Annotated in this window: 22 protein-coding genes; 17 read left to right on the top strand and 5 right to left on the bottom strand. The window is 73.2% G+C overall.

Annotation, left to right across the window (positions count from 1 at the left end; all coding sequences use genetic code 11):
* The first annotated feature begins 18 nt into the window (after window positions 1-18).
* The 9 genes from EV562_RS16860 (at window position 19) to EV562_RS16820 (ending at window position 11077) form a co-directional block, all read left to right on the top strand.
* Window positions 19-1245 carry a sensor histidine kinase gene (locus tag EV562_RS16860; RefSeq protein WP_133887637.1) on the top strand — a complete coding sequence of 409 codons (1227 nt, stop codon included), beginning with the start codon at window positions 19-21 and terminating at the stop codon, window positions 1243-1245.
* A 112-nt stretch (window positions 1246-1357) separates the two neighbouring features.
* The gene (locus tag EV562_RS16855) at window positions 1358-2725 is read left to right on the top strand and encodes a sensor histidine kinase (protein ID WP_133887636.1); all 1368 of its coding nucleotides are present in this window, start codon (window positions 1358-1360) and stop codon (window positions 2723-2725) included.
* 546 nt (window positions 2726-3271) lie between these two features.
* Window positions 3272-3931 carry a response regulator transcription factor gene (locus EV562_RS16850; protein WP_275898184.1) on the top strand — a complete coding sequence of 220 codons (660 nt, stop codon included), beginning with the start codon at window positions 3272-3274 and terminating at the stop codon, window positions 3929-3931.
* A gap of 268 nt (window positions 3932-4199) precedes the next feature.
* A complete protein-coding gene (locus EV562_RS16845) occupies window positions 4200-6137 on the top strand; it encodes a 2-oxoacid:acceptor oxidoreductase subunit alpha (protein ID WP_133887635.1) in 1938 nt (645 codons plus the stop codon).
* A complete protein-coding gene (locus EV562_RS16840) occupies window positions 6130-7188 on the top strand; it encodes a 2-oxoacid:ferredoxin oxidoreductase subunit beta (RefSeq protein ID WP_133887634.1) in 1059 nt (352 codons plus the stop codon). Before EV562_RS16845 ends, EV562_RS16840 begins: the two co-directional genes overlap by 8 nt.
* A 183-nt stretch (window positions 7189-7371) precedes the next feature.
* Window positions 7372-8226, top strand: a complete 855-nt coding sequence (locus EV562_RS16835) for an SDR family oxidoreductase (protein WP_133887633.1) — start codon at window positions 7372-7374, stop codon at window positions 8224-8226.
* Between the two features lie 144 nt (window positions 8227-8370).
* A complete protein-coding gene (gene rarD, locus EV562_RS16830) occupies window positions 8371-9426 on the top strand; it encodes an EamA family transporter RarD (RefSeq protein ID WP_133887632.1) in 1056 nt (351 codons plus the stop codon).
* 39 nt (window positions 9427-9465) lie between these two features.
* Entirely contained in the window at window positions 9466-9936 is a 471-nt protein-coding gene (locus EV562_RS16825; RefSeq protein ID WP_133887631.1) for a VOC family protein, read from the top strand.
* Between the two features lie 187 nt (window positions 9937-10123).
* Window positions 10124-11077, top strand: a complete 954-nt coding sequence (locus EV562_RS16820; protein WP_133887630.1) for a M28 family metallopeptidase — start codon at window positions 10124-10126, stop codon at window positions 11075-11077.
* Between the two features lie 65 nt (window positions 11078-11142).
* Here EV562_RS16820 and EV562_RS16815 read toward each other — a convergent pair whose 3' ends face one another.
* The 5 genes from EV562_RS16815 to EV562_RS16795 form a co-directional block, all read right to left on the bottom strand.
* The gene (locus tag EV562_RS16815; protein WP_166661833.1) at window positions 11143-12642 is read right to left on the bottom strand and encodes a tetratricopeptide repeat protein; all 1500 of its coding nucleotides are present in this window, start codon (window positions 12640-12642) and stop codon (window positions 11143-11145) included.
* Between the two features lie 197 nt (window positions 12643-12839).
* Window positions 12840-13340 carry a hypothetical protein gene (locus EV562_RS16810; RefSeq protein ID WP_133887629.1) on the bottom strand — a complete coding sequence of 167 codons (501 nt, stop codon included), beginning with the start codon at window positions 13338-13340 and terminating at the stop codon, window positions 12840-12842.
* Window positions 13341-13518: 178 nt separating this feature from the next.
* The gene (locus tag EV562_RS35110) at window positions 13519-14811 is read right to left on the bottom strand and encodes a tetratricopeptide repeat protein (protein ID WP_166661832.1); all 1293 of its coding nucleotides are present in this window, start codon (window positions 14809-14811) and stop codon (window positions 13519-13521) included.
* Between the two features lie 8 nt (window positions 14812-14819).
* The gene (locus EV562_RS16800) at window positions 14820-15521 is read right to left on the bottom strand and encodes a hypothetical protein (protein WP_133887628.1); all 702 of its coding nucleotides are present in this window, start codon (window positions 15519-15521) and stop codon (window positions 14820-14822) included.
* Between the two features lie 23 nt (window positions 15522-15544).
* Window positions 15545-16585, bottom strand: coding sequence for a peptidoglycan DD-metalloendopeptidase family protein (locus EV562_RS16795; RefSeq protein ID WP_133887627.1), 1041 nt, complete (start codon window positions 16583-16585; stop codon window positions 15545-15547).
* A 185-nt stretch (window positions 16586-16770) separates the two neighbouring features.
* Here EV562_RS16795 and EV562_RS16790 point away from each other — a divergent pair, with 185 nt between their 5' ends.
* From EV562_RS16790 to EV562_RS16755, 8 genes are all read left to right on the top strand, one after another.
* Window positions 16771-17301 (top strand): DUF6668 family protein, encoded by a 531-nt coding sequence (locus tag EV562_RS16790; RefSeq protein ID WP_347877074.1) that lies wholly within the window; start codon window positions 16771-16773, stop codon window positions 17299-17301.
* A 10-nt stretch (window positions 17302-17311) separates the two neighbouring features.
* Entirely contained in the window at window positions 17312-17566 is a 255-nt protein-coding gene (locus EV562_RS16785) for a hypothetical protein (protein ID WP_133887626.1), read from the top strand.
* Window positions 17567-17838: 272 nt separating this feature from the next.
* A complete protein-coding gene (locus tag EV562_RS16780; protein WP_133887625.1) occupies window positions 17839-18138 on the top strand; it encodes a hypothetical protein in 300 nt (99 codons plus the stop codon).
* Window positions 18139-18180: 42 nt separating this feature from the next.
* A complete protein-coding gene (locus EV562_RS16775) occupies window positions 18181-18945 on the top strand; it encodes a hypothetical protein (protein ID WP_133887624.1) in 765 nt (254 codons plus the stop codon).
* A 1-nt stretch (window position 18946) separates the two neighbouring features.
* Window positions 18947-20152: a hypothetical protein gene (locus EV562_RS16770; RefSeq protein ID WP_133887623.1), complete on the top strand. Its 1206-nt coding sequence runs from the start codon at window positions 18947-18949 to the stop codon at window positions 20150-20152.
* 184 nt (window positions 20153-20336) lie between these two features.
* Complete coding sequence (locus EV562_RS16765; RefSeq protein ID WP_133887622.1) at window positions 20337-21830, top strand: SCO6880 family protein; 1494 nt, start codon at window positions 20337-20339, stop codon at window positions 21828-21830.
* Window positions 21827-23323 carry an ATP/GTP-binding protein gene (locus EV562_RS16760; RefSeq protein WP_243860074.1) on the top strand — a complete coding sequence of 499 codons (1497 nt, stop codon included), beginning with the start codon at window positions 21827-21829 and terminating at the stop codon, window positions 23321-23323. Before EV562_RS16765 ends, EV562_RS16760 begins: the two co-directional genes overlap by 4 nt.
* Window positions 23320-25077 (top strand): type IV secretory system conjugative DNA transfer family protein, encoded by a 1758-nt coding sequence (locus EV562_RS16755; RefSeq protein WP_133887621.1) that lies wholly within the window; start codon window positions 23320-23322, stop codon window positions 25075-25077. Before EV562_RS16760 ends, EV562_RS16755 begins: the two co-directional genes overlap by 4 nt.
* Window position 25078: the final 1 nt, after the last annotated feature.

Below are 25078 nucleotides of genomic sequence, written 5' to 3'. Positions count from 1 at the left end.
CACGGCACGCTGACGGGTATGACCGAACGTCTCTCGACCTCCAGCCCCGCCGGGACCACCGGCGCAGCGGCCGACGACCGCCTGCCGCCGGCCCGTTTCGCCTACGACCGGCACACCTGGAAGGAGATCGCCCACCTGCTGGCGAACTTCCCGGTGGCGTTGCTCGGGTTCGTCTATGCCGTGACGATGCTGTCCGTCGGCATCGGGCTGACGGTCACGGTGATCGGGCTGCCGCTGCTGGCGGCCGGGCTGCTGGGCGCCCGGCAGTTGGGCAAGCTGGAGCGGGCCCGGGCCCGGGCGCTGCTCGGGGTGCGGGTGGACGAGCCGAGCCCGCTGCCGCGGCAGGGCGGGCGCGGCTTCTTCGCACATCTGTGGATGTCCTTGAAGGACCCGGTGGGCTGGCGCACGGTCCTGTACGACGTCATCCGGTTCCCCTGGGGCGTCGCCACCTTCGTCGTCACGTTGACCTCGTTGTTCGTGCTGTGGCCGGTGCTGCCGTTCATCGCACGCGCGCTGGCCAACGCCGACCGGGCGATGGTGCGCGGGCTGCTGTCCCCGTCCGACGGGCTGGAGCGGCGGATCGCCGAGCTGGAGTCGGACCGGGGCGTCGTCGTCGACACGGCCGCGGCCGACCTGCGGCGCATCGAGCGCGACCTGCACGACGGGGCACAGGCCCGCCTGGTCAACCTCGCCATGGGGCTCGGCCTGGCCAAGGAGAAGCTGCTGGAGGACCCGGACGCCGCGGCTGCCATGGTCGACGAGGCGCACGGCGAGGTGAAGCTGGCCCTGCAGGAGCTGCGGGACCTGGCCCGCGGCATCCACCCGGCCGTCCTGACCGACCGGGGTCTGGACGCGGCCCTCTCCTCGGTCGCCACCCGCTGCACCGTGCCGGTGAAGGTGACGGTCGACCTGACGGAGCGCCCCGCGGCCGCCATCGAGGGCATCGCCTACTTCACGGTCTCGGAGCTGCTCCAGAACGTCAGCAAGCACAGCGCCGCGCGGTCGGCCTCCGTGGAGGTGTGGCGGTCGTCCGACCGGCTGCTCATACAGGTCGGGGACGACGGCCGCGGGGGCGCGCGCCTCGACGGCGGTACGGGGATGAAGGGTCTCGCCGACCGGCTGTCCGCCGTCGACGGTCTCTTCGTGGTCGACTCGCCGGAGGGCGGCCCGACGTCGATCACGGCCGAGCTGCCCTGGCGCGACCGCACGGCGGCCGACGCGGCCGGCTCCGCACCCAGGAGGTAGGGAAAACCCCCCTTCCCGGACGCCGACGGGCTCCATTGGCCCGGACGGCGCGGTCGAGGAGGGTGGAGTCACGACAGCACAGCCGTAGGCGACGAGGAGAAGGACGGCACCGATGGCCACGGAATACGGACAGAGTTACGGGCTCGGGGACGGGTCCGGCTTCCCCGGGGACACCGGAGCGCGGCGCCACCGGCTGCCGGCCGGGCTGCGCGCACCGTTCGAGGCGCGCAGCTGGCGGGAGTTCGGCTACGTCCTGGTGGGTCTGCCGGTCGGCATCCTGCTCTTCACGTACGCCGTCACCATGGTGTCGCTGGGAGCGGGCCTGCTGGTGACGTTCCTCGGGGTGCCGGTGCTGGCGGCGGCGCTCGCCGGGTGCCGGGGCTTCGGGGCGATGGAGCGGGCCCGGGCCCGTGCGCTGCTGGGGCTGCGGGTGTCCGACCCGGAGCCGCTGCGGCTGAAGAAGCAGGGCGCGATGGGCTGGATGGGGGCGGTGCTCAAGAGCGGCGCCTCCTGGCGGAGCCTGCTGTACGCGCTGCTGCAGTTCCCGTGGTCGGTGTTCTCCTTCGTCATCGCCCTGAACGTCTGGGCCGTGGGGTGGGCGATGCTGACCTACCCGCTGTGGTTCTGGGTGTTCCCGATGTACGCGGGCCAGGACGGGCTCCAGCTGTACGGCGACGAGACGCACCGGATCTACCTGGACAACCCCTTCGAGATCACCGTGACGTCCCTGGTCGGGCTGCTGTTCACGCTGGCGACGCCGTGGCTGGTGCGCGGGCTGACGACGGTGGACCGGGTCATGGTGCACGGGCTGCTGGGGCCGTCCCGGCTGGCGACGCGGGTCGTGGAGCTGGAGTCGGACCGGGGGGTCGTGGTCGACACGGCCGCGGCCGACCTGCGGCGCATCGAGCGCGACCTGCACGACGGGGCACAGGCCCGGCTGGTCAGCCTCGCCATGGACCTGGGACTGGCCAAGGAGAAGCTCAAGGAGGACCCCCGGGCCGCGGCCGTCATGGTGGACGAGGCGCACGGCGAGGTGAAGACGGCGCTCCAGGAGCTGCGGGACCTGGCCCGCGGCATCCACCCCGCGGTCCTGACCGACCGGGGTCTGGACGCGGCCCTCTCCTCGGTCGCCTCCCGCTGCACGGTGCCGGTGCGGGTCGAGGTCGATCTGGCCGAGCGGCCGGCGTCGGCGATCGAGGGCATCGCCTACTTCACGGTCTCTGAGCTGCTCCAGAACATCAGCAAGCACGCGCGGGCCACGTCGGCCGCCGTGGAGGTGTGGCGGGTGGAGAACCGGCTGATGCTCCAGGTCGTGGACAACGGCGTGGGCGGTGCGAACGCGTCGGCCGGGTCCGGGCTGGCCGGTCTGGCGGAGCGGCTCGACGCGGTGGACGGAATCCTCGTGGTGGACTCGCCGGCCGGCGGGCCGACGCGGATCACGGCGGAGCTGCCGTGGCGGAACGAGCCGCTCACCCGCTGATCCGCGACGCGCTGCGCCCGGCCCGGTGCCGACCCCGGGCCGGGCGCACGTGCCGTCGTCCGCCGCCCGCCCGGTCCACCCGGCCTCCTCCCCCAGGCCGACGGGACCGGGACGGCGGGACCGGGCCAGCGGGGCGGGCCGACGGTGCGGCCGACAGGGGTCGACGGGGGCCGACGGGGCCGGGAGGCCGGGGTCGGCCGAGACAGGGCCGGGGCGCGGAGGCCGGGTGGCCCAGCCGCGTGTGAGAGCCGCGCGACGGAGCCGGGCAGCGGGACCGGATGGGCCGGGTGGCGGGGCCGGGCAGCGGGACCGGGTGGGCCGGGTGGCGGGACCGCCCCGGCGGGATCGGGCAGCCGGTCGCCGGGCGTCGTCCGGATCGGGGCCGGTTCGCAGGCGGACTTCCCGTCCCTTTCCGCTGCCTGTCGGCGCCCGGCCCCGATTACTGGAATGCTGGACCCGTCGCACGGACGGTCTGTGGACGCGGCGTGGGCCGCGCGGACCGTGAGGTGCACGGGCTGTGGGGGGCCGAGGATCGTGGAGGACAGGGTGCGGGTGGTCATCGCCGAGGATTCAGTGCTGCTCCGAGAGGGGCTGACCCGGTTGCTGACCGACCGCGGGCACGAGGTCGTCGCCGGTGTCGGGGACGGTGAGGCGCTGGTGAAGACCATCACCGAGCTGGACGCGCAGGGCGAGCTGCCGGACGTGGTGGTGGCGGACGTACGGATGCCGCCGACGCACACCGACGAGGGGGTGCGGGCCTCGGTGCGGCTGCGCAAGGCGCATCCCGGTCTCGGCGTGCTGGTGCTGTCCCAGTACGTGGAGGAGCGGTACGCGACGGAGCTGCTGGCCGGCTCCAGTCGCGGCGTCGGCTACCTGCTCAAGGACCGGGTGGCCGAGGTGCGGGAGTTCGTGGACGCGGTCGTGCGCGTGGCACAGGGCGGTACGGCCCTGGACCCGGAGGTGGTCGCCCAGCTGCTGGGACGCAGCCGCAAGCAGGACGTGCTGGCGGGGCTCACCCCGAGGGAGCGGGAGGTGCTCGGGCTCATGGCCGAGGGCCGGACGAACTCGGCGATCGCCCGTCAGCTCGTGGTGAGCGACGGGGCCGTCGAGAAGCACGTCAGCAACATCTTCATGAAGCTGGGGCTGTCCCCGAGCGACGGTGATCACCGCAGGGTGCTCGCGGTGCTCACGTATCTCAATTCCTGAGACGGGCGGACCACGCCTCGGGAGCACGGGCCGGTTCGGCGGTGTGGACGCTCGTCCGGACGAATGAGAGACCGGTGCTGGCGGGGGTGCGCCCCTGCCGGTGCCGGGGGCCGGGGAAGCCGTGCGGTTCCCGGGCCGCGGACTTCTCGATGTCGTGTCCATCATGCGAATGTCCACCGGAAGTCACGGTGCGCGGACGTAGGGTTGATCCTGGGACGGTCGGTGGAAGACCAGTCCCCGGACAGCCGTCCCGAGGGAGGTCCAGCAAGTGACCAGCCAGGTCAGCAGCCCAGCGGAGCAGACCGACGGAACCGACGAGACCGTCGTGGGAGCGCAGCGCAAACCGGCCGGAGCCAAGGACGTCCGCCGGCTGGACCGGGTGATCATCAGGTTCGCGGGTGACTCGGGCGACGGTATGCAGCTCACCGGCGACCGTTTCACCTCGGAAACGGCCTCGTTCGGCAACGATCTGTCGACGCTGCCGAACTTCCCGGCCGAGATCCGGGCACCCGCCGGCACCCTGCCGGGCGTCTCCTCCTTCCAGCTGCACTTCGCCGACCACGACATCCTCACGCCGGGCGACGCCCCGAACGTGCTGGTGGCGATGAACCCGGCCGCGCTGAAGGCCAACGTCGGCGACCTGCCGCGCGGCGCGGAGATCATCGTCAACACGGACGAGTTCACCAAGCGGGCGATGCAGAAGGTCGGTTACGACACCTCCCCGCTGGAGGACGGGTCCCTCGACGGCTACCACCTGCATCCGGTGCCGCTGACCACCCTGACCGTCGAGGCGCTCAAGGAGTTCGACCTCAGCCGCAAGGAGGCCGAGCGCAGCAAGAACATGTTCGCGCTCGGGCTGCTGAGCTGGATGTACCACCGGCCCACCGAGGGCACGGAGAAGTTCCTGAAGTCGAAGTTCGCGAAGAAGCCCGACATCGCCGCGGCCAACATCGCGGCCTACCGGGCGGGCTGGAACTTCGGGGAGACCACGGAGGACTTCGCGGTCTCCTACGAGGTGGCACCGGCGGCGACGGCGTTCCCGCCCGGCACCTACCGCAACATCTCCGGGAACCTCGCCCTGTCCTACGGCCTGGTCGCCGCGTCCCGGCAGGCGGACCTACCGCTCTTCCTCGGCTCGTACCCGATCACCCCGGCCTCGGACATCCTGCACGAGCTCTCCAGGCACAAGAACTTCGGCGTGCGGACCTTCCAGGCCGAGGACGAGATCGCCGGGATCGGCGCGGCGCTCGGCGCGGCCTTCGGCGGCTCCCTGGCGGTGACGACGACGAGCGGTCCGGGTGTGGCGCTCAAGAGCGAGACGATCGGGCTCGCGGTGAGCCTGGAGCTGCCGCTGCTGGTGGTGGACATCCAGCGCGGCGGCCCTTCCACGGGTCTGCCGACCAAGACGGAGCAGGCCGACCTGCTGCAGGCGATGTACGGGCGCAACGGCGAGGCGCCGGTCCCGGTCGTCGCCCCGCGCACCCCGGCCGACTGCTTCGACGCCGCCCTGGAGGCGGCCCGGATCGCGCTGACGTACCGGACGCCGGTCTTCCTCCTCTCCGACGGCTACCTCGCCAACGGGTCGGAGCCGTGGCGCATCCCCGAGCCGGACGAACTGCCGGACCTGGCGGTGCGGTTCGCACAGGGACCGAACCACACCCTGGACGACGGCACCGAGGTGTTCTGGCCGTACAAGCGCGACCCGCACACCCTCGCCCGTCCCTGGGCGGTGCCGGGCACGCCCGGTCTGGAGCACCGGATCGGCGGCATCGAGAAGCAGGACGGCACGGGGAACATCTCGTACGACCCGGCCAACCACGACTTCATGGTCCGCACCCGCCAGGCCAAGATCGACGGCATCGACGTCCCCGAGCTGGAGGTCGACGACCCGGACGGCGCGCGGACGCTGGTGCTGGGCTGGGGCTCCACGTACGGGCCGATCACCGCCGCCGTGCGCCGGCTGCGCGCCGCGGGCCAGGAGATCGCCCAGGCGCACCTGCGGCACCTCAACCCCTTCCCGCGCAATCTCGGGACCGTGCTGAAGCGGTACGACAAGGTGGTGGTCCCCGAGATGAACCTCGGTCAGCTCGCCACCCTCGTCCGGGCGAAGTACCTGGTCGACGCCCAGTCGTACAACCAGGTCAACGGCATGCCGTTCAAGGCGGAACAGCTCGCCACCGTCCTGAAGGAGGTCATCGATGGCTGACACCGACGCACTGCTCCAGCTCGTCCCCCGGGCCGAGGGCAAGCAGTCCATGAAGGACTTCAAGTCCGATCAGGAAGTGCGCTGGTGCCCCGGCTGCGGTGACTACGCCATCCTCGCCGCCGTGCAGGGCTTCATGCCCCAGCTCGGGCTGGCGAAGGAGAACATCGTCTTCGTCTCCGGCATCGGCTGCTCCTCCCGCTTCCCGTACTACATGAACACCTACGGGATGCACTCCATCCACGGCCGTGCCCCCGCCATCGCCACCGGGCTCGCCGCCTCGCGCCGGGATCTGAGCGTGTGGGTCGTCACCGGGGACGGCGACGCGCTGTCCATCGGCGGCAACCACCTCATCCACGCCCTGCGCCGCAACGTCAACCTCAAGATCCTGCTGTTCAACAACAGGATCTACGGCCTGACCAAGGGCCAGTACTCCCCGACCTCCGAGGTCGGCAAGATCACCAAGTCGACGCCGATGGGTTCGCTGGACGCGCCCTTCAACCCGGTCTCGCTGGCCCTCGGTGCGGAGGCCTCGTTCGTCGCCCGGACCGTCGACTCGGACCGCAAGCACCTCACCGAGGTCCTGCGGCAGGCGGCCGACCACCCCGGCACGGCCCTGATCGAGATCTACCAGAACTGCAACATCTTCAACGACGGTGCCTTCGACGCCCTCAAGGACAAGCAGCGGGCCGAGGAGGCGGTGATCCGGCTGGAGCACGGGCAGCCGATCCGTTTCGGCGCCGACGGGGCCAAGGGCGTCGTACGGAATCCGCACACCGGTGACCTGGAAGTCGTCACCGTGACCGCGGACAACGAGAGGGACGTCCTGGTCCACGACGCCCACGCCGCGTCCCCGACCACGGCCTTCGCGCTCTCCCGGCTCGCCGACCCCGACACGCTGCACCACACGCCCATCGGTGTCCTGCGCTCGGTCGTGCGGCCGGTGTACGACTCGCTCATGTCCGAGCAGCTCGACACGGCCGTCGAGCAGAACGGCAAGGGCGACCTCGCCGCGCTGCTCTCCGGCAACGACACCTGGACGGTCGTCGGCTGACGGGACCGCCGTCACCGCACGTCGAAGGGGCCCGGACGCTTCCCGTCCGGGCCCCTTCGGCGTGCGCCGCGACCGACGGCTCACACAGAGGTAAGTACCTTACTTTGAAGTGGGCACTTTCTTTTCGACAGCGCCAGCCTTAGGGTTAGTGAAGCAACGGACCCCACAAGGAGCGCGGAAACCATGAGCATCGTCGTCACCGGAGCCACCGGACACCTCGGCCGCCACGTCGTGCGGCAACTGCTGGAGAAGGTGCCGGCCGACCAGGTCACCGCGGTCGTCCGGGACCGCGACAGGGCCGCCGACCTCGCCGCCCTCGGGGTACGGCTCGCCGTCGCCGACTACAACGCGCCCGAGACCTTCGACGGCCTGTTCGCGGCCGGCGACCGGGTCCTGCTGATCTCCGGCAACGAGTTCGACAAGGGACGCGTACGGCAGCACACGGTCGTGATCGACGCGGCGAAGAAGGCCGGTGTCGCCCTGCTCGCCTACACGAGCGCCCCCAGCAGCCTCAGGGCCGCGCTCGCCGACGACCACCGCGCCACCGAGGAGGTGCTGGTCGGCTCGGGCGTGCCGTACACGCTGCTGCGCAACGGCTGGTACCACGAGAACTACACCGAGCAGCTCGCGCCGGTCCTGGAGCACGGCGCCGTCGTGCAGGCGGCCGGCGACGGCCGGGTCTCCTCGGCCTCCCGCGCCGACTACGCGGCCGCCGCCGTCGCCGTACTGACCGGCGAGGGCCACGAGAACACCGCGTACGAGCTGGGCGGCGACGAGGCGTGGAGCTTCGCCGAGTACGCAGCCGAGCTGAGCCGGCAGACCGGCGAGGAGATCGTCTACAACCCCGTCTCCCTGGAGGCCTACACCGGCATCCTGACCGGCGCCGGAGTGCCCGGGCCGCTCGCGGACGTCTTCGCGGGCGTGGACGCCGCCATCGCCAGGGGCGAGCTGGTCGTCTCCACCGGCGACCTGTCCCGGCTGGCCGGACGCCCGACGACACCGTTCGCGGAGGCCGTCGCCGCCGCGCTCAAGGGCTGACCTCCCCCCTCCCGGCGCCGCACCCACCTCGCCTGTCATGACCGTATGGCGATACGGGCATGACAGGCGGCCGGGTGCGGCGCTACCTTCGTCGTGGCATGCCCTCCCCGTCCCCGGCGTGCCGTGTGCGAGAAGGAGGTGCCCGTGGCCGGGTCGTCCAGGAGTGATCAGCGAGTGGGCCTGCTGAACGGCGTCGCGGCGTACGGGATGTGGGGTCTCGTGCCCCTGTTCTGGCCGTTGCTCAAGCCCGCCGGGGCGGGTGAGATCCTCGCCCACCGGATGACGTGGTCCCTGGCCTTCGTCGCCGTCGCCCTGCTCTTCGTACGGCGCTGGGCCTGGGCCGGCGAGCTGCTGCGGCAACCGCGCAGGCTCGCCCTGGTCACGGTCGCCGCCGCGGTCATCACCGTCAACTGGGGCGTCTACATCTGGGCCGTGAACAGCGGCCATGTCGTCGAGGCCTCGCTCGGGTACTTCATCAACCCGCTGGTCACCATCGCGATGGGCGTGCTCCTGCTCAAGGAGCGGCTGCGGCCCGCGCAGTGGGTGGCGGTCGCCACCGGCTTCGCCGCCGTGCTCGTGCTCACCGTCGGCTACGGCCGGCCGCCGTGGATCTCCCTCTGCCTCGCCTTCTCGTTCGCCACGTACGGACTGGTGAAGAAGAAGGTCAACCTGGGCGGCGTCGAGTCGCTGGCCGCCGAGACGGCGATCCAGTTCCTGCCGGCGCTCGGCTATCTGCTGTGGCTGGGCTCGCGGGGCGAGTCGACCTTCACCACGGAGGGCTTCGGCCACTCGGCCCTGCTCGCCGCGACCGGCGTGGTCACCGCGGTCCCGCTGGTCTGCTTCGGCGCGTCGGCGATCCGCGTGCCGCTGTCCACGCTGGGGCTGCTGCAGTACCTGGCACCGGTCTTCCAGTTCCTGCTCGGCATCCTGTACTTCGGCGAGGCCATGCCGCCCGAACGGTGGGCCGGCTTCGCACTGGTCTGGCTGGCGCTGAGCCTGCTCACCTGGGACGCCTTGCGCACGGCCCGCCGGACCGCGCGGGCGCTGAGGGAGCAGCTGAACCGGGCGGGCGCGGGTGTGCCGCCGGTCAAGGGCGACGTCGCGGCGCGGGAGCAGGGCATCGTGGCCTCCGGGTCGCCGGCCCCCGGCGCCACGGGCGGCGCGCCCGAGCAGCGGGACGTGGGAGCGGCGAAGCCGTAACCCGGCGCGCGGCACCGGCCGCACCGTATAAGTGGTGGCATGACTTCTGCCCCGGGGCCCGCCCCCCTGCATTTCAAGATCGTCATCGACGCGGCCGCACCGCACGCGCAAGCGGACTTCTGGGCCGCGGCGCTCCACTACGAGGTGGAGGACAACAGCGCGCTCATCGAGAAGCTGCTGGGCTTCGGGGCGGTACCGGCGGAGCTGACCGTCGAGTCCCACGGCCGCCGCGCCTGGCGCGACCTGGCCGCCGTACGGCACCCCGAGGACCCCGTGCAGGACGAGAGCGGCACCGGGCTGGGGCGGCGGCTGCTGTTCCAGCGCGTGCCGGAGGCCAAGACCGGCAAGAACCGGCTCCACCTCGACGTGCACTCCGCGGACGGACGGCGCGAGGCGGAGGTGGCCCGGCTGGAGGCGCTGGGGGCGAGCGTGCAGCGGCAGGTGAAGGAACCCGGCGGGGAGTGGGTGGTGATGACGGACCCGGAGGGGAACGAGTTCTGCGTCCACTAGGGCGCCCCGCGTCCCGCGTCCCGCGCCCCGTCCCGCCCGGGGCGCGGCCGGCAGGCTTCCGTTATGTGCGACGCGGTGGCCGAATACCGGTCTTGACGGGAGGTCAGCGCCGCCCGCACCATCCAGGCACCTCATTCACTGCGGGGCCCCCTCCCCAGGGACCCCCTAGGAATTCGGAGCCCCCCACATGAAGCTCCTCCTTTCCGGGCGTGCGCTGACAGCCGCCGCCGTCGCCCTCGCCGCACTGGTGACCGGCGGTTCCGCCGCCGGAGCGGCGCCCGCGCCGGCACCCGACCAGGCAGCCGCCGCGCCCGACATATCCATAGCCAACGTCAAGGCCCACCTGGCGCAACTGCAGTCGATCGCCACGGCGAACGGCGGCAACCGCGCCCACGGCCGCGCCGGCTACCAGGCCTCGTTGAACTACGTGCAGGCCAAGCTGGACGCGGCCGGCTTCACGACCCGCGTCCAGCAGTTCACCGCCTCGGGCCGGACCGGGTACAACCTGATAGCCGACTGGCCCGGCGGCGACGCGAATCAGGTTGTCATGGCCGGGTCACATCTGGACAGCGTCACCTCGGGACCCGGCATCAACGACAACGGCTCCGGCTCCTCCGCCGTCCTGGAGACCGCGCTCGCCGTCGCCCGCTCCGGCTACCACCCCGCCAAGCACCTGCGCTTCGCCTGGTGGGGCGCGGAGGAGCTGGGACTCGTCGGCTCCCGCTACTACGTCAACAGCCTCGGCTCCGCCGACCGCGCGAAGATCAGCGGCTATCTGAACTTCGACATGATCGGCTCGCCCAACCCCGGCTACTTCGTCTACGACGACGATCCCGCGATCGAGCAGACGTTCAAGAACTACTTCGCGGGCATCGGCGTCTCCACGGAGATCGAGACCGAGGGCGACGGCCGCTCCGACCACGCGCCCTTCAAGAACTCGGGGGTCCCCGTGGGCGGCCTCTTCAGCGGCGCGGACTACCGCAAGACGTCCGCGCAGGCCGCCAAGTGGGGCGGCACCGCGGGCCAGCCGTTCGACCGCTGCTACCACTCGTCCTGCGACACCACCGCCAACATCAACGACACGGCGCTGGACCGCAACAGCGACGCCGTCGCGTACGCGGTCTGGCAACTGTCGCAGTAAGGCCACGGGCGGCCCCGCCCCGGCACCGGGGCGGGGCCGCCCCTTGTGACGCCGTCCGGCCCGCGTCAGCCGGCCTGGGCGCCGACGCGCCGGGTGAGGCGGCCCATGCGGGTGCGGGCGGACTCCAGCTCGCCGGCGTCCTCGGCGGCCGGACCGTCCTCGGCGGCGAGTTCGTCCCACAGGCCGACCAGTTCGTGCCCCAGCTCGAGGCCCCGGGCGGGTTCGCGTACGGCACGCCAGGCGGTGGCCGCGCTCTGGACGTTGCCGTACGCGGCCTCGGCGTCGCCCGAACGCCGGTGTATCCGGGCCAGGTCGAGGGAGAGCGCGAAGGCGCGGTCCGGGTCGCCGGACAAGTAGGCGATGTACGCGGTGAGTTCCCGGAGCCTGAGCACCTCGGGGTGTTCGGGACCCAGCGTGTCGGAGGCATCCGTCACCGTCTGCTCCGCCAGCCGGGCCGCGTCCTCCGTACGCCCCTCCTTGACGGCCTCGTTGATCCGGGCCGTCGGCTCCGCGAGCAGCGCGGGGGCGGTGGCGTCACCGGGCGCGGTGAGCGGTCCGTCACCGAGCACCGCCTCGGCCACGGCGTCGAAGCCGCGGGCGGGGGTGGGCTTGGGGTCCGGGTCGGAGGAGGAGTCGGGGCGGGGGCCCAGTTCCGTGACGGGGGCGGGCTTCGGTCCGGGGGCGGAGGCGGTCTCCGGCCCGGGTGCCGGGGCGGGCTCGGGATGCCGCTGGCGTTCCGTGTCCCGCGGGGCGCCGCCTTGCGCGCCGGCACCGTCCATGCGGGGCGGCGGCCCGAACACCCCCGTCGGCGGCGCCACCGTGCCGGGCGGCGTCGCCCCTCCGGCCGGCTCCGGCACGGCGCGCAGGGCGAACGTCGGGGCGGTCTCGGCACCGACGCGCTCCCCTCCCGTCCGGGACAGGGCCGGGAGCGGGAACGTCGGGGCGCTGTCCCGGACCGGCGCCGGGGGGCGCAGGAGGCGCGTGTGCGAGTCCCGCCGCACGGGCGCCTCCTCCGGTACCGGCGGGCGCAGTACGTGCGTGTGCGAGTCCCGCCGCACGGGCGCCTCCTCCGGTACCGGCGGGCGCAGTACGTGCGTCTGCAGGTCCTGCCGCGCGGGCGCCTCCTCGGGTGCCGGTGGACGCAGTACCTGCGTCTGCAGGTCCTGCCGCACGGCGGCCTCCTCCGTCGCCGAAGGGCGCAGTACACGCGTCTGCGCGTCCCGCCGCACGGGCGCCTCCTCGGGTGCCGTCGGCTCCGGGTCGGCGGCGAGGTGGCTGGCGCCGTCCGGGTCGACCCGCAGGGGGACGGAGTAGCCGATGCGCCGGTCGTGGACGGTGGCGAGGACCGGATGGCCGGCGGCGAGGGCGAGCCGGTGGAGGCGGTTCAGGACGGCGTGCTGGATCTCCTCGCCCGGGGCCGCGACGACCAGTGAACCGTCGACCGAAGCGCCGCGTACGCCGGGGCCCCCCGCCGGCACGCGAACGTCGATCGGCGTCACCACGGAATCGGGCGAGCGCTCGGCGCGCTCGTGCTCCCGTTGGTTGTCGCTGCCGAGTCGAGACATCGTTCCCCCACTCATCGGCGGCTTCCGTCGGCGGTTTCCGTCCCCTGCCGTCCAGAGCCTGTCATGCCTGTCGTGCACCTACCGTCGAGTCTCTCTGCCCGCTCCCGATTCTCACGTCACCGGGGTGTCACAGGCTCGTTCCAGGTGCGAGGGAGCCGCCGGCGGGGCCGCCCGGCCGCCGACGGCCGCCCGGTGGATCAGCGCCCGGACGGGCCGCGGCCGGCCGGAGGCGAGGACGCCGGTGACGCGGGGCGCGAGGCCGCCGGGGCCGTCCTGAGGGTATGCGCACGGGCCGCGGACAGGCCGGTGAGGTGGGCGGGGACTGTGGTGGTGAGGCGGGCCGCCACGGCCCGGGGCATGCCCGCGGCCCGGGACAGGTCGCCCTGGACCTGGGACCTGAGCAGCGCGGTCCGCGCCAGCTGGGCGCCCTGCCGGTCCCCCGCCGCGGGCGCTCCCGACGTACTCACGACCGCGCGCACCGCCGCGGGACGTACGGGGATCGGGGCGGCGCCCGAGGCGGGCGTCCCGGGCGCTCCGCTGCCCGCCGAGCGCAGCGCCGACGCCCGGGGCGCGCCGGGCGGCAGCTCACCGTCGCCCGCCCCGTGCCCCCGGCCGGACCGGTCCCGTCCGGGTCGGGTCCGGCCGCCGGGCGTGACGGTGCGCCAGCTCGCGATCCCGTTCAGCTCGTTGAACGTCACCTCGACGCGGGGGCGCGGCGAGCGCCTCAGGGCCGCCTCGCGCCGAGGGCTTCGACGCCGCTCCTCGGAGGGAGGAGTGGCCGCCGCCGGGCGGGGCCGCACCGGTGGCCCCGGGCGCGCGGCGGGGCCCGGCGAGGGCGGCGTCCTGGAACGGCCCCCGGCGGGATCCGGGGCGGTGTCACCGGCCCTGCGCATGCGGTCCCTCCGTTTCCCTCCGGCCGCCGGTCACGCCGCGCGCCCGTTCGGCGAGGCGGCCCATCCGGGCCCGGACGGACTCCAGCTGCGAGGGATCGGCCGCCGCGGCGCCGCCGGCGGCGGCCATGTCGGCCCACAGCGCGATGAGTTCGTGTCCGAGGGCCAGCCCCAGTGCGGGCTCCCGCAGCGCCCGCCAGGCGGCCGCCGCGCTCAGCACGTTGCCGAAGGCCGCCTGGTCGTCGCGGCCCCGGCGGACCCGGGCCAGCGCCATGGAGAGCACGAAGGAACGGTGGGCGTCACCCGCCAGGTAGGCGATGTAGGCGGCGAGTTCGCGCAGCTGCAGCACCTCGGGGTGCTCCGCGCCCAGCCGCTGCACCGCGGAGGCGATGGTCTGCTCCGCCATGGCGGCGGCCGACTCGATCCGGCCCGCGCGCACGGCCTCGTTGATGCGGTGCACGGGCTCCGCCAGCAGGGACGGGGTCCTGACGTCCGCCGGCGCCGGTTCCGCCGGCGTCGTACGTACGGGCGGCCGTGCCTCGGGCCGCACCTCGGACGGGACGTCGGCCCGCACCTCGGACGGGACTTCCGCCCGCTCCTCGGACCACGGGGCCGGCTTCGTCTCCGGCGGCGCGACCGGCGTGGGCGGCGGGGTCGGCGTGGGCGGCGGGGTCGGCGTGGGCGGCGGGGTCGGCGGGGTCGGCGGGGTCGGTTCGGGCGTCCGCTCCGCCGCGAGCGGTTCGCCGGGAGCCGGGTCGGGCACGGCGCGCAGGGCCCTCGTCGACTTGTCCCGGACGGGCCGCGCCGACGCCGGAACCGCCATGAGCGGCATGGTCGAGGGCTGTTCGCGGGTGACCGGGTGCTCGTCCGGCACGGCCGCGGCCGGCGGCCCGCCGACCGCCTGTGCGCGCACGGAGGCGTGCTCCTCGGCCACGGCCTGGGCGGCCGCCATCACGTCACGGGGCAGCGGGACGGGCTCCCCGGCGAACGCGCTGGACCCGTCCGCCTCGACGCGGACGGGCGTGAGGTAGCCGATCCGCTCGTCGTTCACGGTGGCCGCCACGGGGTGACCGGTGGCGAGTACCAGGCGGTGGAGGTAGTCCAGCACGGCGCTCTGGACGCTCTCGCCGGGGCCGGCGGTGACCGGCAGGCCGCCCACGGTGGCTCTGCCGTCGACCGTGACGTGCACCTCGATGGGCTTGAGTCCGGAGGCGGGCGCCTCTTCCGGCCCGGCCTGGTTCTTCCGCCGCTTGTTCTCGCTGCGACTGAATCTGGGCATCGGTTCCCTCACTGCCTGGAATCGTCGGACGGTGAACCCACGGAAGCCGACGTGCTCGGCGCGGGCGGTCTCGCGGCCTCGACCACCGTCACGTCGTCCACGCGCCACGGATCGCCCACGCCCGCGCGGACCAGCTTGACGTAGGCGTTGAGGCGCGGTCCGGCGCCCTCCCAGCCGTCGCGGCCGTGGGCGGTGCCGGACACGACCAGGGACCGGTAGGCGATCCGTTCGCCGTCCGGCGGGGCGTCGTCCTCGAGTTCACTGCTCACGTCCACGGTGGTCCAGGCCCGGTGGCCGGCCCAGACGGTCCACTCGTTCCCGGGGCCGCTCGCGGGCCGGTACTGACGCTCGGCCGCCGCCTTGCGCTCCGTGCACCAGCGGACGCCGCGCAGCACCGCGTCCTGGGGACTCGTGTCGTACGCGGTGTCGTAGCCGTAGGTCGTCTCGGCCCAGGCTTCGGAGACCGCCGTGGCGTCGTCCTCGTCGACGACCCCGGTGTCGGGCACGTGCGCGTCGGGACCCAGCGGCTTCCCGGGCGGTACCGGGGCCTTCGGGGCGACGGACGGCTGCGCCGATCCGGTGCCGCCGTCGCCGGACCCGGTCTCGCGGTGGTCGGCCAGGCCGCACCCGCAGAGCAGGGCGAGGCCGGTGACCACCGCGAGCGCGCCGGTCGCGGACCTGTGCAGGGCCCGTGCGGAGCGTTTTCCCATCGTTTTCCCCCTGGCCTGTGCCGTCACTTCAACCCCAGCCATGGTGCGGGATCGACGTAGTCGCCGTTCTGCATCACCTCGAAGTGCGCGTGCGGACCCGTCGAGTAGCCCGTGGAGCCCACCGCACCGACCTGCTGGCCCACCTTGACGCTCTGCCCGACCGAGACGCTGAAGGCGGACATGTGGTTGTACGTGGTGGACACCTGCTTGCCGTCGATGGTTCCGTGCGAGATGACCACCCGGTTGCCGTAGCCGTTGGACCAGCCGGCGAAGGTGACCTTGCCGTCCCGGGCCGCGAGGAACGGCGTGCCCTGCGACGCACCGAAGTCGATGCCGGTGTGGAGCTTGTTGACGTGCAGGATCGGGTGGAAGCGCATGCCGTAGGGCGAGGTGACGGGCGGGTTGCCGCGCAGCGGCATGGCCATCTGCTGCCCCGGCGGCACCTTGCCCGGCGGGTCGTCGACCGACTCGTACTTCGGTATCAGGGACTTGATGCGGGTGACGTAGTTGCGCGTCTCCGTGTACGGCGGGATGCCGTGGTACTGCCGGACGGCTCCCGGACCCGCGTTGTACGCGGCCAGGGCCAGGTCGAGCGTCTCGCCGGAGGCCTGGCCCTGCTTCTTGTAGCCCTCGACCTGCCGGGCGAGCGCGCAGTCGTAACGGCCCTGCGCCATGATCGCGTCACCGGGGTCGTAGGGCGACACACGGCCGTTGCCGTCGTCGTCGCGGCCCCACGTCTTCCACGTGCCGGGCATGAACTGAGACAGGCCCTCCGCGCCCACCGGGGACTTCGCGTTCGGGTTCCACCCGGACTCGGCCTCGATCTGCGCGGCCACGACGGCCGGTTTGATCACGTCGCACAGGGCGCCGGCCTTGAGCACCCACGGAACGTACTGCTCGGGCACGGCGCCGCCCTTCAAGCCTCCGCCGACCCCGGTGCCGGCGCCGCCGCCCGCCGCACTGGTGCCGCCGCTGACCGCGACCATCATGATCACGGGCATCAGCACCATGGCCACCGAGCCGCCGACGACCCAGGCCGCCGCGCCTCCCCCGTTCTGCGACATCAACCCCCCTCGGGTCCAACCACGTTCCTGCAACGACCGCTTGAGTCTCCCCGGCGGCGATGCCCGACCGGGTCACCGCTTCGTCACAAACTCGTCCCAGGGCCTCACAGGGTGTTACCAGCCTCTCCGTCATCAGCGAAGATCGCACGGTGTTCCGCTGAACCGACACGGGGGGAGAGTTGGCGGTGACCAGCAACGCGCCTATGGGACCGGAGATCTGGACTCGCGGTCCGCTCGACGGGACGACCCCGTCGCATGACGTCGATCCGCACCCCCGTGTGACGGCTCCGGCCCGGCAGTTGGCCTGGGTCGGCGCGCACGGAGGTGCGGGCACGTCCACCCTCGCGACCGTCCTCGGCGGTGTCGACGGCGGACGTACCTGGCCCCGGCCGGACCAGGGTGAGCCCGACGGCGTGCTGCTGGTCGGCCGCACCCATGCCGCCGGCCTTCAGGCCGTGTCCCGCGCCCTGGACGTGTTCCGGCGCGGGGAGCAGCCGCCGGGCCTCGAACTCGTCGCCGTCGTGCTGGTCGCGGACGCGCCGGGACGCCTGCCGCGTGCGCTGCAGCAGCGCATCAAGGTCATCGGCTCGGCGGCGGACGTGCACCGCGTGCCCTGGACGCCCGCGTGGCGCACCGGGGACCTCGACACTCCGGCGCCCAAGGAGACGGCCGCGCTGGCCGCGCTGCTGGCCGCCCCACCCGTACGCATGTCATGAGGAGTATCCGATGAGCACTGGAGAGATGGCCGTACTCGCCGTCGGGGCGGACGTCACCCGTGAGCTCGACACGGTGCTGGGCTGGATGGCCTGGCTGGTCACCTGCGCCGGTGTCGCCGGGCTGATCATCGTCGGGACGCGCATGGCGCTCGCCGTGAAGACGGGCGACGCCGAGGAACACCTGCGGGAGTTCCTGACGGTGATGGGCGCCTGCGTCATCGGCGCCTCCGCGGGGCCGCTCGTGTCGTTCCTCCTGAACGGATGACGGGGTGACCGGGTGACGGGCTGACACCCCGGCACCGGCACCAGCACCAGCACCAGCACCAGCACCAGCACCAGCACCGCAACAGACACCTCGACGTATCGAATGCCACGTACATGTCACAGCGTGGTGCTGATTCGTCACACGCCATGGCGCGACACCTCAGGGGTCGCAAGACTCACGTCGACGCCGCCGGCCGGCACCAGTACCGGCCGATTCGCAGTCACCAGCAATTGTCTGATCGGCCGTCAGGCCGACCACATCGGGGAGAGACCATGTTGGACACACTCGTCGCCAAGGCCCACCGGACCGTTGTCCTGGCGGACGGTGACGTACCGGACCCGACCCGCGACGCTCCGGGCGCCCTCACCGGCAAGGTCGACACCGTGCTCGGCATCCTGGCCTGGGCCGGTACCGCGGCCGGTGTCGCCGGTGTACTGATCACCGGCGCCATGATGGCCATCTCCATGCGCCGCGGCGAGGGTTCGGAGCACATGGGCCGCCTCGGCATGGTGCTGGGCGGCTGTGTCCTGGTGGCCACCGCCGGCCCCGTCGTCACCTTCGTCTTCGGCTGACGCACCCCGCGTCCCGACAGCGAGACAGAGAGAAGGAACGACATGGTGAACCCCGGTCGATCCCGAGGGGGCAGCGGGGAGTGGGAGAAACCCTTCTGGCAGCAGCGGGGCTGGATCCTGTCGGCCGGGTTCCTGGCGACGCTGCTGATCATCGGCCTGATCGCGCTGACGAGCGGCGGCGGCACGTCGAACCGCGCCGACGACGATCCGACGGCGCCGCCGGCCACGCCCACACCGAGCGCACACGAGAAGCCGGACGCCCGGCCCGCGGGCTGCCGTACCGACGACAGCGACCAGACCAAGCCGACGGCCGTTCCCAAGGACTTCGAGTGGAAGGCCAACGGAACCGGACTCGTGCCGGTCTCCAGGACCGCCGGTCCGCTGACGTACGACGGCCCCGTCTGGTCCTGCTACGCGCACACCCCGATGGGGGCGGTGTTCGCCGCCCAGGCGATCACGGACCACTTCAGCTATCCGGGCTGGCGTGACGTGGTGGAACGGCAGGTCGTCCCCGGCCCGGCCCGCGACGCGCTGGTCTCCAGCCGCTCGCAGGACGAGGACAAGCCCACCTCGGGCAAGGCCGACGCCGGCGGCTACGCGGGCTTCTCGATCCTGGCGTACGACAAGGAAGAGGCGACAGTGATGTTCCTGCTCCGCGGACCCAACGCGGGTGTGTACGGCACGGCCTCCGTCACCGTGCGGTGGCACGAGGGCGACTGGAAGATCGTGCCCGGTGCCGACGGTTCGGTGTACTCCGGCATGGCGCAGGTGAGCGGCACCCAGGGCTTCATCACCTGGGAGGCGTGACATGGCCTGCACCTGGAAGGTCTACGACTGTGTCGGCGAGGGCCTGCAGTGGGGCCTGGGCGAGATCGGCGAGGGCGTCACCAGCGGAGCCGTCGAGGTGTTCGCCAAGGCCATCGGCGAAGCCGCCTCCGAAGTGCTCAAGTCGCTCAACGGCGTGTGGCTGGGCGTCAAGGCCGGCGGGACCGGCGGCCCCATCAACACCATTCAGGGCGAGCTGAACTGGCTGGTCGGGTACGTGGCCGTCGCCTCGCTGCTGATGGCGGCGATACGGATGGCCCTGGACCGCCGGGGCCAGTCCATGAAGGTGGCCTTCATGGGCATGTGGAAGGTGCTCCTCGCCGGGGCCGTCGCCGTCCCGGCGGCCGGGGCGCTGATGCGGGCCTCGGACGCCTACGCCGAGGAGGTCTATGCCAAGTCCGACCTGGGCGGTCAGGCGGCCGAGATGCTCGGCGTGATGACCCTGGGCCAGCCCGGTCTCGTACTGGTCTTCGGCCTGCTGGTGATCCTGTCGACGTTCGTCCAGATCGTCCTCATGTACATCCGCATCGGCGTCATGATCATGCTGATCGGGACCCTGCCGCTGGCCGCGTCCGCCTCCATGACCGGATGGGGCGAGGGCTGGTGGAAGAAGCACGTCGGCTGGCTGGCCGCCTGGCTGCTCTACAAGCCCGCGGCCGCGCTCATCATCTTCTCGGCGACGGCGATGACGCAGGACGCCAGGGGCACCAAGGACCTCACCCGGACCATCGCCGGCATGGGCATGCTGATCCTGGCGGTCTTCGCCCTGCCCGCGCTGCTCAAGCTCATCGTCCCGGCCACCGCGGCGCTCGGCGGCACGTCGGGCGGCACGGTCGCCCTCAACGCCGTCAACAACCTCGCCAGCGGCGCCGTGAGCATCGCGGGCGGAGCCGCCGGCGGGGGCGGCGGCGGAGGCGGCGGGGGCGGGGGCGGCTCGTCCGCGGCACCGCAGGGCTCTCCGTCCTCCGGAGCCGGAGCAGGCGGCGGAGGAGCCGGAGCGGGCGGCGGCGCCGGAGCGGGCGGAGCCGCGGGCGGGGCCGCGGCAGGCGCCGCGGCCGGAGCGGCCACCGGAGGAGTGGCGCTGGCCGCACAGGCCGCCGCGGTCGTCGTACAGACCCAGGTCGCCGCAGCCTCGGAGGTCGCCAACTCCCTGGACGACAACGACGGGATGAAGGGCCACAACCAGTAGCCGACCGGCGGCGCGCAGACCGGGCCGGGGACCTCCCCGGCCCGGCTTCCGCCCCGCATCCCACCGCCCCGCGTCCCGCCGTCCCGCATCCCACCGCCCCGCGTCCCGCCGCCCGACCGGGCCGCCCCGCTCCACCCGCCCGACCACGCCGCCGCACCAGGCAGAAGCCGGAAGAAGGAAGCCCATGTCCACCGACGCCATGACGCGTCCCACCTACGGGAACTGGCGGCGACCGCGCCGGCCCGGTCTTGGCCCGCTGGGCCTGCTCGGCACCGTCGTCGCCTTCGGCGGGCTTTTGCTCGCGCTGCTGGCCTCGCTGGTCTCCCTGATGCTCGCCGTCGCCGTGCTCGTCCCGGTGGGTGCCTTCCTGGCCCCGCTGGCGCTGCGCACCGCCGACGGCCGAAACGTCTACCAGGTCCTCGCCGTCCGGATCGGCTGGATGAAGCGCAAGGCCAACGGCTCGACCACGTACGTCTCCGGCCCGCTCTCGCGGCGCCCCGGCGGCCGCTTCCAGCCCCCCGGCCTCCTCGCCCGCACCAAGATGCACGAGGGCCGGGACGCCTACGACCGTCCCTTCGGCGTGCTCCACCACCCGGGCCGCAACCTCTACACCCTCGTCATCGGCTGCGACCCGGACGGCGGTTCGCTCGTCGACCCGGAGCAGGTCGACATCTGGGTGGCGTCCTGGGGCGACTGGCTGGCCCGGCTCTCCCACGAGCCCGGCCTGCGCGGTGCCCAGGTCGTGGTCGAGACCGCCCCGGACACCGGCACCCGGCTCGCGGCCGAGGTCCTGCCCCGCATCACGCCCGACGCCCCGGCCGCCGCCCGGGCCGTGATGGAGGAGGTCGTCGAGCGCTACCCCTCCGCCTCGTCGGAGATGCACACCTACGTCGCGCTCACCTACGGCCCGACCGCCGGGCCCAAGCGCAGCACCGACGACGTCATCACCGACCTGTCCATGCGGCTGCCGGGCCTGCTGTCCGGCCTGATCGCCGCCGGCGGCGGCTCCGCCTACCCGCTCTCGGCGGAACGGCTCGCCGAGATCGTGCGCGTCGCCTACGACCCCGCGGTCGCCCCCGCCGTGCTCAGCACCCGCGCCGAGCACTCCTCGACCGGCATCGAGTGGGACGACGCGGGACCCGCGGCCGCCGTCGAGACCGTGAACGCCTACAAGCACGACTCCGGCGTCTCCCGCACCTGGATGCTGACCCTCGCCCCGCGCGGCACCGTCCGCTCCAGTGTGCTGCGCGGGCTGCTGGAACCCGCGGCGGGCACCCGCCGCAAGCGGATCTCGCTGATCTACCGGCCGATCGACCCCGCGACCTCCGCCCGCATCGTCGAGGCCGACCGCCGCTCGGCCCACTTCATGGCCGGCTCACGCGGCGGACTGGTGCAGGCCCGCGCCAGCTCCGAGGTGCGGGCGGCCGAGCAGACCGCGGCCGAGGAGGCGTCCGGCGCGGGGCTCGTGGAGTTCTCGCTGATGGCGACGGTCACCGTCGACTCCGAGCAGGACCTGGAGGACGCGGCCGTCACCATGCGCAACCTCCAGGCGTCCTCCCGCATCGTGCTGCGTCCCGCCGACCGGATGCAGGCCTCGGCGTTCACCTGCACGCTGCCCGTCGGGCTGCTGCCGTGGGAGCACACCCTCGTTCCGTACCAGATCCGGGAGGCCCTGTGAGCAGGCAGCAGCAGACGCCCCGAGTGCCCACGGTGCCACCGCGCGGCTGGCCGGGCCCCGGCGGCGGCCAGGTCGGCCATGTGGACCCGCCCACGATGTGGCGGGCGACCACCGTGCAGGCCTGCGGTCTGTGGCCGTTCGCCGCCGGATCGGGCGCCCCCATGACCGGCGTGCCGCTCGGCCAGCACCTGCAGACCGGTGCGACGGTCTGCGGGGACCCCATCTCCTGGTTCACCCGGGCCCGTTACATCTCCAACCCCTCGCTGTTCATGCTCGGCATGCCGGGACTGGGCAAGTCGACGCTGGTCAACCGGATGCTCATCGGCCTCACGGCGACCGGTGTCACCCCGCTGGTGCTCGGCGACCTGAAGCCCGACTACGCGGACACCGTGCGCGCGCTGGGCGGCCAGGTGATCTCCATCGGGCGCGGAGTCGGCGGCATCAACGTCCTCGACCCCGGCGCCATGGGCGAGGCGGCGCTGCGGCTCGGCGGCGAACGCGGACGGATCCTGGCCGCGGAGGCCCACGGCCGGGTGCTCAACATGGTGGCCGCGCTCATCACCATCGTGCGCGGACGGCCCATGGACGACCACGAGCAGTCGGTGCTCTCCGCCTGCCTGCACCACCTCGTGGACCGCACCGAGCGCGGACGCGCCCCCCTGCTGCCCGACCTGCTGCGGGTCCTCGACGAGGGCCCCGACCGGGTGCGCGCCGTCACGCTCGACCGCGGCGACATCGGCCGCTACCAGGAAGCCGTCGACCCGCTGCACCGCTCGCTGCTCGGCATCCTGGACGGTCCGCTCGGCGACACCTTCGCCACCGAGACCTCGACGAGGATCGACCCGGCGTCGCCCGCCGTCTGCGTGGACATCTCCCGCATCGGCGAGGCCGACACCCAGCTCACCGCTGCGGCGATGCTCGCCGCCTGGTCGGACGGGCTCGGTACGGTGGCCGCCGCGCACGCGCTCGCGGACGCCGGACTCGCCCCGCAGCGCTGGTTCTTCACGGTCCTCGACGAGCTGTGGCGGCCGCTGCGCGCCGCCTCCGGCATCGTCGAGCGCATCGACGCCCTGACCCGTCTCAACCGCTCCCTCGGACTCGGCGACGCCAAGATCACCCACACGCTCAAGGACGCCGAGGCCCTGGGCAGCGAGGCCGACCGGGCCAAGGCGCGCGGCTTCGTGGAACGGGCCGGCATGGTCGTGTGCGCGGGTCTGCCGCGCACCGAGATGCGGGAGCTGGGCGAGATCGTCGGCATGTCGGAACGCGAGATCGAACTGGTCTCCTCCTGGTCGTCCCCGCCCGGCTGGGCGGGCACCGGCATCAACGAGGAGCCGCCGGGGCGGGGCCGTTTCCTGATCAAGGTCGGCGGACGCCCCGGCATCCCCATCAAGGTGTCGATCACCGACACCGAGCGAGCTCTGCACGACACCAACACCCGCTGGACGGGCAACGAGCTGAACCTCACCAAGCAGGGGGAGGGACCGAGATGAGTACGCGCCCCACGCGCAAGGGCCACGGCGCCTCGGACGATCTGCTGCCCTGGATCATCCCGGTCGTGGCCGTCCTCGTGGGCGGCGGCTTCGCCGGCGCCTGGCTGGGCGGCACGCTCGGCGCGGCCCTGGCCGGCGGTGGCTGGGACCCGCCGCCGTTCACGCTGTCCACCCTTTCCGCGCTGGTGCAGGACGGTCCGCGGGCCCTGTGGCCGGACGCGTCGAGCGGTGCGGTGACGGCCGGCATCGCGGCGGTCTTCGGCGTGTTCATCGCCCTCGTGGTCGCCGTGGTGATCCTGGTGCGCGGCCGCGGCCGGCGCCCCGACGGCCTCGCCGGCCGCAAGGAACTGGCGGGACTGCTGCCCAAGGGCGCCGCGGCCCGGGCCAGGGAACTGCGGCCGTCCCTGTCCAAGGTCGCCAAGCCGGAACCCGACGAGACCGGCAACCTGCTGGGCGACCTGGAGCCGAACGGCCCCGAGCTGCGCTCCAGTCACGAGGACGTCGAGCTGGACCTGATGGCGCCGCGCGCGGGCAAGTCCACCGGCATCGCCGTGCCCCGGGTGCTGCGCGCCCAGGGCAGCGTCCTGCTGACCTCCAACAAGTCCGACGTCTACAGCGTCACCCGGGCCGAACGCGAACGCACAGGCCAGGTCTGGGTGTTCGACCCGCAGGGCATCGCGCACACCCCCCGCGCCATGTGGTGGGACATGCTGGCCGACGCCGCCACCATCGAGGGCGCCCGGCGTCTGGCGGGCCACTTCGTCGGCGCGGTCAACGACGACGCGTCCAAGCGCGACTTCTGGATCTCGGCGGCGCAGAACACGCTCACGGCCCTCTTCCACGCCGCCAACCGCGGCGGACGCGGCGTCGTCGAGGTCCTCTCGTGGCTGGCCGACCCGGCCGACCGCACCCCCGTCGACCTGCTGCGCGACGCGGCCATGCCGGCCCTCGCCGACCAGTTGCAGGGCACCGTGCAGGGCGCCGTCGAGACCCGGGACGGCATCTACGAGACGGCCCGCCAGTGCGTGGCCTGTCTCCTGGACCCGGCCATCGCCGCCTGGGTGACACCGGACGCGGCGGTGCCGCAGTTCCGTCCGGAACAGCACGCGCTGTCCCGCGACACGCTGTACCTGCTCTCCAAGGACGGCGGCGGCTCGGCGGCGGGCGTCATCGCGGCGGCGGCGGACTCGGTGCTGCGCGCGGGCGTGGTCGCCGCCGAGCGGCTGGGCGGCCGCCTCGATCCGCCGATGACGGCCGTGCTGGACGAGGCCGCCAACGTCTGCCGCATCTCCGACCTGCCCGACCTCTACTCCCACCTCGGCTCGCGCGGCATCAACATCGTCACCCTGCTGCAGAGTTACCGGCAGGGCGTACGGGTCTGGGGCGAGGCGGGGATGGACGCGCTGTGGGGCGCCGCCACCATCAAGCTGCTGGGCGCCGGACTGGACGACGCCGACTTCGTGGAGAAGGTCTCCCGGCTGGTCGGCGAGCACGACGTGTCGACGGTCAGCGTGTCCCGCAGCAGGGACGGCCGGTCCCGCTCCACCTCCTACCGCCTGGAGCGCATCATGCCGGCCGACCGCATCCGCGCCCTGCCCAAGGGCACCGCGCTGCTCCTGGCCACCGGCGTCCGGCCGGCCCTGATCCGGCTGCGCCCCTGGTACGCCGAGCCCGGCGCCGACCGCATCCAGGCCGCCGCCCAGGCCGAAGTGAAAGCCATCACCGCCCGAGCCGCACAGAAGGCGTTCCCGTGAC

This window comes from Streptomyces sp. BK208, from assembly GCF_004364245.1.
Classification (GTDB): domain Bacteria; phylum Actinomycetota; class Actinomycetes; order Streptomycetales; family Streptomycetaceae; genus Streptomyces.
The sequence above is the reverse complement of the archived record's forward strand: the minus strand, read 5'-3'. Positions and strand labels throughout refer to the sequence as shown.